The sequence below is a fragment of the Providencia sp. PROV156 genome, from assembly GCF_028480905.1.
Classification (GTDB): domain Bacteria; phylum Pseudomonadota; class Gammaproteobacteria; order Enterobacterales; family Enterobacteriaceae; genus Providencia; species Providencia hangzhouensis.
This window is the reverse complement of the sequence record NZ_JAMPPE010000015.1, coordinates 25,058-37,453: the sequence shown is the minus strand read 5'-3', so window position 1 is coordinate 37,453 and position 12,396 is coordinate 25,058. Positions and strand designations below refer to the sequence as shown.

Annotated in this window: 11 protein-coding genes; 3 read left to right on the top strand and 8 right to left on the bottom strand. The window is 37.6% G+C overall.

Annotation, left to right across the window (positions count from 1 at the left end; genetic code table 11):
- Nucleotides 1-154: 154 nt before the first annotated feature.
- The gene (locus tag PSF31_RS12325; protein ID WP_094961777.1) at nt 155-1,777 is read right to left on the bottom strand and encodes a peptide ABC transporter substrate-binding protein; all 1,623 of its coding nucleotides are present in this window, start codon (nt 1,775-1,777) and stop codon (nt 155-157) included.
- 722 nt (nt 1,778-2,499) lie between these two features.
- Here PSF31_RS12325 and tpx point away from each other — a divergent pair.
- A complete protein-coding gene (gene tpx, locus PSF31_RS12320) occupies nt 2,500-3,003 on the top strand; it encodes a thiol peroxidase (RefSeq protein ID WP_004263934.1) in 504 nt (167 codons plus the stop codon).
- A 79-nt stretch (nt 3,004-3,082) separates the two neighbouring features.
- Here tpx and PSF31_RS12315 read toward each other — a convergent pair whose 3' ends face one another.
- From PSF31_RS12315 to pspA, 7 genes are all read right to left on the bottom strand, one after another.
- Entirely contained in the window at nt 3,083-3,457 is a 375-nt protein-coding gene (locus PSF31_RS12315; RefSeq protein WP_036958680.1) for a hypothetical protein, read from the bottom strand.
- A gap of 324 nt (nt 3,458-3,781) precedes the next feature.
- Entirely contained in the window at nt 3,782-5,341 is a 1,560-nt protein-coding gene (tyrR, locus tag PSF31_RS12310) for a transcriptional regulator TyrR (protein ID WP_096863981.1), read from the bottom strand.
- Nucleotides 5,342-5,580: 239 nt separating this feature from the next.
- Nucleotides 5,581-6,636: a YcjF family protein gene (locus PSF31_RS12305; RefSeq protein WP_096863980.1), complete on the bottom strand. Its 1,056-nt coding sequence runs from the start codon at nt 6,634-6,636 to the stop codon at nt 5,581-5,583.
- Complete coding sequence (locus PSF31_RS12300) at nt 6,633-8,030, bottom strand: YcjX family protein (protein WP_096863979.1); 1,398 nt, start codon at nt 8,028-8,030, stop codon at nt 6,633-6,635. Before PSF31_RS12300 ends, PSF31_RS12305 begins: the two co-directional genes overlap by 4 nt.
- A 344-nt stretch (nt 8,031-8,374) precedes the next feature.
- Nucleotides 8,375-8,731, bottom strand: coding sequence for an envelope stress response membrane protein PspC (gene pspC, locus PSF31_RS12295; protein WP_004263899.1), 357 nt, complete (start codon nt 8,729-8,731; stop codon nt 8,375-8,377).
- Nucleotides 8,731-8,961 carry an envelope stress response membrane protein PspB gene (gene pspB / locus PSF31_RS12290; protein ID WP_004263897.1) on the bottom strand — a complete coding sequence of 77 codons (231 nt, stop codon included), beginning with the start codon at nt 8,959-8,961 and terminating at the stop codon, nt 8,731-8,733. The genes pspC and pspB overlap by 1 nt, the downstream gene beginning before the upstream one ends.
- A gap of 80 nt (nt 8,962-9,041) precedes the next feature.
- The gene (pspA, locus tag PSF31_RS12285) at nt 9,042-9,707 is read right to left on the bottom strand and encodes a phage shock protein PspA (protein WP_004263893.1); all 666 of its coding nucleotides are present in this window, start codon (nt 9,705-9,707) and stop codon (nt 9,042-9,044) included.
- A 278-nt stretch (nt 9,708-9,985) separates the two neighbouring features.
- Here pspA and pspF point away from each other — a divergent pair, with 278 nt between their 5' ends.
- The gene (pspF, locus tag PSF31_RS12280) at nt 9,986-11,002 is read left to right on the top strand and encodes a phage shock protein operon transcriptional activator (RefSeq protein WP_004263890.1); all 1,017 of its coding nucleotides are present in this window, start codon (nt 9,986-9,988) and stop codon (nt 11,000-11,002) included.
- 484 nt (nt 11,003-11,486) lie between these two features.
- A complete protein-coding gene (locus tag PSF31_RS12275) occupies nt 11,487-12,092 on the top strand; it encodes a hypothetical protein (protein WP_096863978.1) in 606 nt (201 codons plus the stop codon).
- Nucleotides 12,093-12,396: the final 304 nt, after the last annotated feature.

The following is a 12,396-nucleotide window of genomic DNA, read 5'->3' as shown; positions in this document are numbered from 1 at the left end:
CACAAACGAGCAATAAAGTTCATGATGATTTTTTTATTATGAAAAGGTAGTGTTTATTCCTTTTTTGGTCCTCCTTCCCATTCTCCAGAGGAAGGAGCTTTTTTTCTTTCCTTTAGAAAAAGCAGCCCGTACCTTGCACAGGCTGTATCCTATTTTAATGTTTAATGATATAAAAACTGTGGCTATAAGCGACATCTTCGGGGTTGTTTATCGGGTACCCCTTCAGCCAAGGCTTAATTAAGCGTGCATTGGTATATTGGTAAATAGGCGCGATTGGAGCTTCTTTTGCAATGATTGCTTCCGCATTATTATAATAACGGTTGCGTAATTGTGCATTCGTTTCAATACTCGCCGACTCAATAACGCTATCATATGCAGGGTTATTAAATTTTGGTATATTGCCAGTATGTTGAGATGTAAGCAGAGACAAGAATGTTGAAGGCTCATTAAAATCACCTATCCATGATGCACGTATAACATCAAAATTTCCTGTATTGCGGCTATCTATATAAGTTTTCCATTCTTGATTAACTAATTTGACTTCAGCGCCTAATTTTTTCTTCCACATAGAAGCAATTGCAATCGCAATTTTCTGATGATTTTCTGAACTGTTGTACAACAATGTTAATTCTAATGGGTGATTTGGACCAAAACCTGCTTGCTGTAATAACACTTTTGCTTGCTGGTCTAATTCTTTTTGTGAGTAGCTATTGTAAAGCCCTTTTTCAGGTTTAAAGCCATCGGTGACATCGGGAGTAAAATAATTTGCAGGTTTTTCCCCTGTACCTAATACTTTATTAGCAATTAATTGGCGGTCAATCGCCATGGATAAGGCTTTTCTAACACGAACGTCATCCGTCGGTGCGCGTTGGGTATTAAATGCATAGTAATAGGTCCCTAATTGGTCTGGTGTAAAGACTTCATTAGGAATATCTTTCAATAATTTTTGATAGCGTTGTTTTGGAAATGATTCGGTAATATCCAAGTCTCCCGCTAAATAACGATTAGTTGCATGAGACTCTTGGTTAATCGGGACAAAAGTGACTTTAGTTATCACTGTATTTTGATGATCCCAATAATTTTTGTTTGGAACTAAAACAATTTTTTCATTAACCACTCTGTCAGATAAAACAAAAGCGCCATTTCCGACTAAATTACCTACTTTTATCCAGTCATTACCAAACTTTTCAACGGTTCCTTGGTGAACAGGAAATAAACTAAAATTAGCTGCTAATGAAGGGAAATAAGGTACTGGTTTATTTAAAGTAATCTTTAATGTATGCGCATCAACCGCTTCAACACCTAGCTGTTCAACAGGCAGTTTTCCATCGATAATAGCTTGCGCATTGTTAATACCTGCTAATGCTGCAAACCAAGCAAATGGTGATGATGTTACCGGTGAAACCAGTCGTTGCCAGCTATAAACAAAATCTTGAGCCGTGACAGGGTCACCATTCGACCAACGAGCATCAGTCCTCAGTGTAAATGTCCAAATCCGGTTATCTGTTGTATTCCAATTTTGGGCTACACCTGGGATAGGCTTTCCATGGTCATCCTGGTTAACAAGCCCTTCAAATAAGTCACGCATGACTTGCGCTTCCGTTAACCCCACTGACTTTACCGGGTCCAAAGAAGCCGGCTCGTCTTTTAAATGACGCGTAACTTCTTGGTTTTCAGCTAAAACTGTGCCAGTGGGTATCACCGCACTAATAGCTTGTGTAGTAAAAATAACTGAAGAAATCAAAACAGCTAAAGATGTGAATGAATGTTTATGCATTTTATTTTCTATCTTGTTAGTATAAATAAAGTTAACTAAAAGCCTAGTTAAATGATTTCAAGTGAAGGTGCTATTGTTAGCAATATTACTGCATTTACGTCTTAAGTTTCATTTAGGTAAATTAATTATTGAAACATATTTCCGTATATCCATAAAAAACAATAGATTATAGAGCAAAAACTCACTCAGTTTAGATAATATCAAACAGCGATACACTTGAGTTATTCTGTAGTTTATCTTAATTTATCATATGCTGTCATATTTCAGAAATCTACATTTCTCTTGTAATCAATTGATTTACCTATCTAAATATACATAAACTAATACTCGCATTATACAATAATAGCTATGCCCATATCCTTGTCATTTTTCTGATCAGTAAATAATGACTAAAGAAATCAATACAGACAGATTTCCTTTTGTTACACTCCATAAGGCAATTTAAAAAGGTGCATAACAGAAAACGCAAGCATTGAAAAAGCTTAGCTGTTATATAATGATAATGCACCATACCCTAATAAAAAGTATGTAATATTACCTTACTTTGCCCCATGTAGAACTCAAAGTAAGTGATAAGGTTTCTGTATAAAATTTGGTCATTAGTAGAATGTAAAACTCAGCACTGTATAACTACTCATTAAAAAACCTTTAATCGCAAAGATTTTTTATTAGAAGTTAGATTAAGTTAACAGTGAATCACTTTATGAACGGGAGAAAAATTCATGTCGCAAACAGTTAAATTAAAAGGTAATGACATCACAGTTAATGGTGTTTTTTTACAAGCGGGTTCAAAAGCTAAGCCCCTTACCCTTGTCACCAAAGATCTCAGCGAAGCAACGCTGGAAACTTATGAAGGTAAAAGAAAAGTTTTAAATATTTTTCCAAGTGTAGACACTGGCGTATGCGCGGCATCAGTTCGCAAATTTAATAAGCTCGCAAACGAATTGGACAACACTGTTGTGTTATGCATTTCTGCTGACCTGCCTTTCGCACAAGCACGTTTTTGTGGTGCAGAAGGTTTAGATAATGTCGTTATGCTATCTTCTTTCCGTAGTGATTCATTTGCTAATGACTATGGTGTTGCTATCGCTAGTGGTCCATTAAAAGGCTTAAATGCACGTTCCGTTGTTGTCTTAGATGAAAATAATAACGTTATTTATAGCCAATTAGTTTCTGAAACTACTGAAGAACCTGATTACGACAGTGCATTAAACAGCCTTAAATAAGCTTTTTATATCATTTAACTCACTGTAATTAGTAATGAAGCGGGAATTTTCCGCTTCATTACTCAATATAAAAACCACACTAATCTACGTGAGCCCAGTACAATGGCTGATGGTTCTTCGCATTAACAACATTCGCAAATAACTTATTGTCACTCATTATAGAGATCAAAGTATGAGAAAGCGTACTCAATACTTTTAAGGCTTGATCCTGAGTGACAGGGCAACAAGATGTCAAAATATCAATAATAAGGTCTCGAGGCTTATAACCATTTTTCACCAATGCCTCCCACGTGAAACGATTTTTCTTCGTTAAATATTTTACTGCGGCTTTATTCATCAGATAAAGTTCGGCAGCTGAGGCAGCAGACTCAAACATATCATTTTTATAATGACTCTGGCTCATGTATTCGCGTAGCTTACGATTTACAATGAAATTAATAGTGAATTGGTCCATGGCAACTCCTTGTAGGCTGAAACCCATCAGATGAGATTACGATACCCTAAAACAGTAGCTGTCTTTGTTATATAGCAGGAAAATTCACCAATTAGCAATAGTATTAGTAAGGTTTTGCCATACTAAACACGAGCTAAAAAAGGTACGTCTTTAAAATAACATTGAATTAGTGCCCTATTCTCATAGATTTTACCGACTGTTCGTACTACAACATCTCGGCAATACTTATTCAAACCGTGGGTCGGTATTGCCGTTGCAATGCCAGAACCACTAAAAACAAACCTATTGCTGTTAACACATAGGTTATTCTTTTGTTCATTTAAATTAGTTTTGCTCTTTTTTCGTATTGAGACCATATTCTCTCAATTTATTGGCAATTGCCGTATGAGAAATATCCAAGCGTTTAGCTAATTTACGGGTACTTGGGTAATCACGATACAAGCGCGCTAATACTGACGCTTCATAGCGTTTAGTAATTTCATCTAGCGAACCATTGAGCGAATCTAAAGCCAGTGCGGGAGGATTTACTACATCAGGTAATTGGATACTCTCTGCATCTAATATATTGCCATTAAGTTGAGTTAACCCTTGATAAAGAGCATTTCTCAGTTGTCTGACATTACCCGGCCAATAATAACTGCTTAAAAATTCGATTAGCGAAGGCGCCAATTTAGGCTCTGCAATATGAAGCTCTTTGGAAAAGCTGGCTACAAATGTCTTGGTTAGCGGTAGAATATCTTCTTTACGTTCACGTAATGGAGGGATGGTTAATGTGAGTACATTTAAACGATAATAAAGGTCCTCTCTGAATTTTTTTTCTGCCACCAATTCAGGTAGATTTTTCTGTGTTGCACAAATTACACGGACATTAACCTTAACTTCTCGTTCCTCGCCAACACGCCTAAATGTTCCATCATTTAAAAAACGTAATAACTTAATTTGCATTTGAGGTGACATTTCAGCAATTTCATCAAGCAATACTGTTCCGCCATTTGCTTGTTCAAAAAAACCTTTTTTACCTTCAACTGCATTTGGATACGCCCCTGCTGCATAACCAAATAATTCACTTTCTACGACATCATCCGGCATCGAAGCACAATTTAAACCTAAAAACGGTTCTTTTCCTCGCGCACTATGCAAATGACAAGCTTTCGCTAAGATATCCTTCCCAGTCCCTGTTTCACCAACGAGTAATAATGGCTCATCCAGCATCGCAACACGTTTAGCCCGTTCAACCACATTTGCCATGACAGGGCTAACAGCAATAATTTGTTCAAAACCACTGCCATCTACCTCAATAACTTGTTTACGTTGCTTATCTAAAATTTCAGCCGATTTCAACAGCAACACAGCTCCTGTACAATGGAGTTTACCATTTTCATCTGCCAAAATAATAGGAGTCACTTGCATCAAATAGTCTTGGCCTTTAATGACGACTTTCTCTGTATAAGCTTCTGGTGACTCTCGTTCAAACCAACGTACCAGCCCTTGGCTACCGACTAACTGAGAAAAGGTTTTTTCTCGAATTTTTGCCTCATCATAACCAAATAATTGCAATGTCATTGGGTTAACCAACTCAATATTTAGCTTATTATCAATGGACAAAACAGGTTCTGGAAATGAGTTTAATAGCGCCCAAACAGCTTTATGCTCTCTTTCTGAAGGCATAAAATAAATTCGGCGAACATCAATAACACCATTGATACGCCGTATTTCTGCCATCAATGAGCTGAATACCTGAAAATCCACAGGTGTAAAATTTAGGTAAATCCTACGTTGAGGAGATATTTCAATACCTTTTAAATCAATATTTTGTAGGACTAAAAGATCAAGTAATTCACGCGTTAAACCGATACGGTCTTGGCAGGTCACTTCGAGGCGCATGGATAGGAACCTTCATCAAAAAAGCCGAGAGAATAAAGGTATTTTAGCCTTAAACATTAAGGGAATACAGTGTTTGTGTCACAAATTGTTGACAGCTTGTAAGCTTCATAGGTATTAACAAATAAAATCACTACTTTCCTTAATTTTTTAAGGCTTGAAATAACAATAAGCATATTAATCAACAAATGATGCTGCTGAGTGAGTGAAAACTGTCAACTCACTCTGCCAGCGATATTTCTTTACGCTTTATCTTTTTTACTGGGAATAACACTCTTTAATTGGCCAATTAGCTGATGACGAAAATCGGCTAAACGAGGCTTGTTTTCAATCCAAGGTAGTGGTCGGCATAATTCCATCGCCTTAATACCTAAACGTGCAGTTAACAAACCCGCACCAATACCTTGTGCTGCACGTGTTGATAACCGTGCGGTAATGTCTTGAGATAACCAATCCATCCCCACTTCACGAATTAATTCAGATGCACCTGCAAAGGCAATATTAATGAGCACCATACGAAATAGCCGAATTCGGCTGTAATAACCGAGTTCAATACCATAGATTGCCGCGATCCGATTAATTAGACGAATATTTCGCCAAGCAATAAATGCCATATCCACCAGTGCTAACGGGCTCACTGCAATCATAATGGCCGATTCAGCGGAACAACGACTAATTTCTTTACGAGCTTGTTCATCAAGAATGGGCTGAACCATTCGACTATATAATTCAACAACTTCTCTATCATTATGAGAATCATGGAGAGTGGCTTGCCAATTAACAATCGCAGGATGTTGCATTGATAACGCAGATTGTTTTGCCAATTTTTCACAAAAAACCTTTCCTTGCCCCATTCCATGACTGTGCAATAATTCGCGAGCAAAGTCTCGTTCCTCTGCTCGTTCTCTTAAGCGATACAACCGCCGCCATTCACCAACGACTGACCCTACACCCGCCACAACGATTAAACTACCCGCAGCAGCAACACCTAACGCAGTCCAATCTTGTGTTACCCATGATTGGTGGATCCAAACGCCCAGTTGAGCAACGACACTGACCCCAAAAATTCCCGCAGCCGTGCCAACTAATTTTCGCCAAAAACTCCGTTTTGGTTTTAACGCTTCGTTAATCAGGCTTTCAACCTCACCCTCTTGGCTATCTTGTTCTGCTTCCAAAGAAACTGGAGTGAATTTTTCGAGTTCTCGTTCATCAAAAACTTGGGCTTTTTTCAGCGATTCTTTCGTATCATTTTCACTACTTTCAGCGAAATCTAAACGCTGTTTTAAAGGTTCATTCATTTCAGTTTATCTCCCAACAAAAATTCAAGCGCACTGTCCATACGAATATGTGGCAATGGTTGATCCATTGGCGTTGGCCTTGGTCTGAAATCTTCAAATTGAAAACCTTGAGTTTGCCAGAATTGCTCATTTGGCAACCGTTTTGGGACTTCACCAGGATAAAACATTAGCGGTTGTCCATCACTTAACCGATTCCCTTTTAACGCAGGTAATTTTTCACCTTTATAATCCACTAGGCCACTTTCGGTTGCTTGTATTGATGCTAAACCAACACAATCCATGCTGATCCCTTCAAACGCAGCATGCTGCCATGCCTCTTGCACTAATTGTTGCAATAAAGCCACTAAATTTGCATGCTGGTCTGGTGTTACATGGTCTGACTTGCTCGCCGCAAAGAGTAATTTATCAATACAAGGTGAAAATAAACGCCTCAATAATGTGCGTTTACCATAATGAAAACTACGCATTAATTGGGTTAACGCCATTCTCATATCATTAAATGCATCAACACCGCTATTTAACGGTTGCAAACAATCAACTAAAACAATTTGGCGGTCAAAACGTTGGAAATAATCACGATAAAAACCCTTAACAACATGCTCACAATAGTATTGATAGCGTTGCTGTAATGCGCCAATATTGGTGTTTTTTCCTGCCGGTGCGAGCTTTTTATCACCGTATTTGGCTACATTTGGCCATGGGAAAAATTGGAGTGCGGGTGCTCCTGTTAATTCAGCCGGTAAAACGAAACGACCTGGTTGAATAAAATGTTGCCCTTGGGCCTTGCATTCAACTAAGTACTGGGTGTAGGCAGCAGCAATTTCAGCCAGCAAATTTTCGTCAACAGGCGCTAAAGGGTCACATTTTTCACACAATGCCAGCCATGGTTGGGCTAAATGTGCACGCTCTCCCTTTATTAAGGTGTTCATTTGTTCAGACCATGCTAGATAATTTAAATCTAGCATGGGTAAATCCAACAACCATTCGCCGGGATAATCCACAATCTCTAAATATAATGATGAGTTATCGACAAAATGGCGCAAAAAAGAGTCTTCTGAACGGTAATGCAATTTAAGGCGTATTTCACTGACCCCCCGTGTTGGTGTTGGCCATTGCGGTGGTTCCCCATAAAGGGATGCAATACCTTCATCATACGCAAAGCGTGGTACTGACAAATCACGGTGAGGTATCCGTTTCACCCCTAACAACCGCTTATCACGCGCGGCAGAAAATAAAGGGAGCCGTGCGCCCGCATTCACATTCAATAATTGGTTCACCAGTGAAGTAATAAATGCGGTTTTTCCACTACGGCTAAGCCCTGTTACTGCGAGCCTAACATGACGATCAACACTTCTATTCATCAAATCAGTTAATTCACTGTGCAGTCGTTTCATGCTCCTCCCAAGACTTATCCTTTCAATTTAAACTCATTTTACGTCATATTGCGTTCTATAATTTAGCATAAAACAAATTGTATTAGGTTAACCGTTTAATTAGTACATTAAGCAACCATTTACTTGTCAATAACTTAATAAGTTTACCTATGAACCCTGCTGGGCCATACGTCATGAGCAACACTGCGGCTAATCGAATACCTTTTCGTAGCAAAAGTTTCTTTGCAAATTTTTTAATTCGATAACGAACGTTGTTTGCCATATTTCACTCACTTTTTTATCAAAAACAAAAGGGATTTGGTTTTGAAACCTAATCCCTTATCATGTGATGGTGATGCGATTTATTATAGATTTCGAAATTTACTGTTCACTGTATAAGTATCTGACGTAACGTATCTTTCAATCTGGCGTAGCTTCATTTCACCTGATTTTAATTGTGTATCGATTTGGTTAATAAGACTACTGACTTCTGGGCCAATATCTTGCTGTGAACGGTAGCCACTTGGTGCCGTTTCTACGACAAAGCACATCACGATATACAAAATCAAAGTAATACCAAAACTGACAAATAGAGCCAATACGGCTAATGCTCTAACCAAAGCAACTGGAAGTTCTAAATACTCAGCAATACCCGAACACACACCACCGAACACACGTCTATCCGTTAAACGGTAAAGTTTGCGGTTGCGAAATTGAGTCATTATTTTTGCCTCCAATTTGGGTGTTCTGCATCCAAAATATCTTCAAGCGTTTTAATGCGTTGCTGCATCTGTGATGCTTGTTCTGCTAATTGCATCAAACGTTGTACTTCATTTTCAGTTAGCTGACTCCCCTGCCCACTGTTTTTTTTGCTGTAATGTAGCCACAGCCAAATAGGCAGAATAAAAATGAGAAAAATGATTAATACGAGAGACAGAAAAACGTAGCCCATCACATATCCTTATACATATGGTTAACCTATCTATGGCACTGATACGATATTACTAACGTACCAGTGCATCAAAATAACTGTTACTGATCTTTATTGATTTTAGCTTTAAGTGCCGCTAATTGCGCACTTATTTCGTCGTCTGCTTTTAACTCTGCAAACTGTTGATCCAGTGATTTTTGTTTCCCAATACCATAACTTTGGGCTTCACCTTCCATATGGTCTATACGGCGCTCAAACTGTTCAAAACGCGCCATTGCTTCATCCAGTTTGCCGCTATCCAGCTGACGACGTACATTACGACTAGATTGTGCGGCTTCCATACGAACAACCATTGATTGCTGTTTCGCACGAGTTTCTTGCAGTTTGTTTTCTAATTCAGTGATTTCACCTTTCAAGCGAGTCAAGGTTTCATCAACAATAATCAGCTCGTGTTTTAAGGTATCGACCATTGCACTCACTTTTTGCTTTTCAATCAGTGCCGCACGCGCTAAATCTTCTTTATCTTTCACCAGCGCTAATTCTGCTTTTTCTTGCCAATCAGCAACTTGTTTTTCGCCCATCTCAATGCGACGTTCTAAACCTTTCTTTTCTGCTAAAGTACGTGCTGATGTTGACCGGATTTCAACTAACATATCTTCCATTTCTTGAATCATCAGACGGATCATTTTTTGCGGATCTTCTGCTTTGTCTAACAAAGAAGCGATGTTTGCATTAATGATATCGGCAAAACGTGAAAAAATACCCATTGTTTATATCCCCTTGATGGATTTAATCATTCTGTAGCGCCTCGACCTGATTTGGCTTCCAACCCATACCTGACGCTCCGTAAGTCTAACAACAATTCGCATGTTGCTGTATTTAGCTATTGCTATTACATATTTCAAATAGCAATTCGCGTGCCAACTTTTAAATTAATTCATATTGATATGATTTTAAAGAGAATAATTATAAGCTTCCCCTGAAAATCATTTTAGTCTATAGTTCAAATATCGGCATTTTAAACCAACTATTGGTGAAAAAAACCATGAAAGAAACCAATGAACCTATTCTTGGCGTTTCAAGTAACTTTCTCGATGTACTCGAACAAGCCTCTGAACTCGCACAACTCAATAAACCTGTTTTAGTTATCGGTGAACGCGGCACGGGTAAAGAGCTTATCGCAGATAGACTCCATTATCTTTCCCCTCGCTGGCAAGAAGCTTTTATCTCTCTCAATTGCAGCGGACTCAATGAGAATTTGCTGGATTCTGAATTATTTGGACATGAAGCGGGGTCTTTTACGGGAGCCCAAAAACGCCATCAAGGGCGCTTTGAACGAGCTGACAAAGGTTCTCTTTTTCTTGACGAACTCGCGACTGCACCTATGTCAGTTCAAGAGAAACTCCTGCGTGTCATTGAATATGGCGAGCTTGAACGTGTCGGTGGAAGCCAAGCTTTACACGTAGATGTGCGTTTAATCTGTGCCACAAATGCCAATTTACCCGAACTAGCCAAACAAGGTCGTTTTCGAGCCGACCTCTTAGATAGACTGGCTTTTGATGTCATTCGCCTTCCCCCATTACGTGAACGGCAACCTGATATATTATTATTAGCAGAGCATTTTGCTATTTTAATGTGTGGTGAATTAAAACGTTCGCACTTTACAGGTTTTACACGACATGCCCAACAAGCCCTGCAAAACTACCCATGGCCAGGTAATGTACGCGAATTAAAAAATGTCATTGAGCGTTCAATATACCGCCATGGAAACCATGCTGAACCCGTTGATAATATTATTTTCAATCCATTTGGTGAAAAACTTGCTGAGCTGCATGAATCACCAAGCCCCCAACCCATACAGCCTTCCCAACAAGCAAATACCATTTTACCTTCACTACCTTGTGACTTACGTCAGTGGCAACAGCAATCTGAAAAAGCACTATTAGAACAAGCGCTAGCAGATTGTCATTTTAATCAGCGTAAAGCAGCACAACGGTTATCTCTAAGTTATGACCAACTGCGTGGTTTAATTAAAAAACATCAAATAAATATTGAAATTTAATAGTCATTAGTTCAAACAATCCAAATTTATTGTTTGAACTAATGCAATATACTTAGAGATAAAAAATTTAAATTTGAAAATCGTGGGCTTTATTATTACTAAATGTTTCCAATTTCATATTGCACTTTTAAATATTACTTATCACTTAATTACCAACAGCATTAGTAAAAAACCAAATAAAATAAAAACAATAAGTAACAATTAGTTAAAAGATAACTTCATCATAAAAAATTAAGCCAAATTACACTAAAAACCATTTTGACACCCCCAAAAAAAGTGATAATTAGTAATTTCCACTAGCTATTATATAAAAAATATAATTTTCTTTAGCACATTTAGTTAATTATATATAGATAATTCTATTTTAATATGATTAATGCTGTTTTATTATTTGTATTTACACCTTGTCATATTTAACTACTGTGCGAAATATATTTATATGATATCTCTATTAATATAATTCTTATTATATGAGGAGCCTATTATGAAAAATATAAATGTAATAGCGATCACCTTTTTTCTTCTAGGGTTATCTCCTACGGTTAATGCGCAATCATTGATGAAAACATTTTCTTACTGTGATGCCGCTTTCTTCAAGAAAATAAAAGATGACCCTGTTTTAAACGATATTTCTAATGCATTGAAAAATAACCAATTAGGCACCAATGAATACGTTTCTGTTAATCTCAATTTTTCACCAACCGGTATTGTGACTTTTAACCGTTTTTTTGTTAGTCATAGTAATTTTGATAAATATGATGGCTTCGCCTATTTAGGCTTGCGTGGTCAATACTATTTTTGGGGATTTGAAACAACACAAAGCCTTGAAGAGGTTGTCCGCTATACGTCATCAAGAATTGCGATTATAAAGGTAGGAAATACTTATATCTACTCACCGATGATCCGCCATAATTTGCAAAGTAAATGGGTATTTAACGAACACGCAACGCAAGATTACAACTTGGAACCAAATGCTGCTGAAAAAATGCTGATTATTGAAAAAGATGAGCAAAGAGGTGTTGTTCGTTTCTTATGTACCCTTCAAGGCAACGTAACCGATGAAGACTTACACTATGTGGGTTTAAAATAATAGCTAGAAATTAAGCTAAACAAGCTCATCTATTTTCCATAAAAAAAAAGCCAGCACCCAAGCTGGCTATCAAATAAAACACTGGAAGCAATGTGAGCAATGTCATGCCTTGTCTACATAAGCACTCGGCTTAAGTGACAAAACGAATGATAATCGTTATCAGTGTCATTTGTAAAGCTTTTTAATGAGATTTTTTCTCATTAAGACATACTTCAATGATTAATATAATAATTTAAGTTAATTATTATATTTACATCATCCCTTTTAGCTTAATTTTCATACGTTATGAGGCTAAATTTTGCTT

Coding starts and splice junctions, on each gene's coding strand:
- PSF31_RS12325 (WP_094961777.1), bottom strand. CDS start 1,777: ATGCATAAACATTCATTCACATCTTTAGCTGTTTTGATTTCTTCAGTT.
- tpx (WP_004263934.1), top strand. CDS start 2,500: ATGTCGCAAACAGTTAAATTAAAAGGTAATGACATCACAGTTAATGGT.
- PSF31_RS12315 (WP_036958680.1), bottom strand. CDS start 3,457: ATGGACCAATTCACTATTAATTTCATTGTAAATCGTAAGCTACGCGAA.
- tyrR (WP_096863981.1), bottom strand. CDS start 5,341: ATGCGCCTCGAAGTGACCTGCCAAGACCGTATCGGTTTAACGCGTGAA.
- PSF31_RS12305 (WP_096863980.1), bottom strand. CDS start 6,636: ATGAATGAACCTTTAAAACAGCGTTTAGATTTCGCTGAAAGTAGTGAA.
- PSF31_RS12300 (WP_096863979.1), bottom strand. CDS start 8,030: ATGAAACGACTGCACAGTGAATTAACTGATTTGATGAATAGAAGTGTT.
- pspC (WP_004263899.1), bottom strand. CDS start 8,731: ATGACTCAATTTCGCAACCGCAAACTTTACCGTTTAACGGATAGACGT.
- pspB (WP_004263897.1), bottom strand. CDS start 8,961: ATGGGCTACGTTTTTCTGTCTCTCGTATTAATCATTTTTCTCATTTTT.
- pspA (WP_004263893.1), bottom strand. CDS start 9,707: ATGGGTATTTTTTCACGTTTTGCCGATATCATTAATGCAAACATCGCT.
- pspF (WP_004263890.1), top strand. CDS start 9,986: ATGAAAGAAACCAATGAACCTATTCTTGGCGTTTCAAGTAACTTTCTC.
- PSF31_RS12275 (WP_096863978.1), top strand. CDS start 11,487: ATGAAAAATATAAATGTAATAGCGATCACCTTTTTTCTTCTAGGGTTA.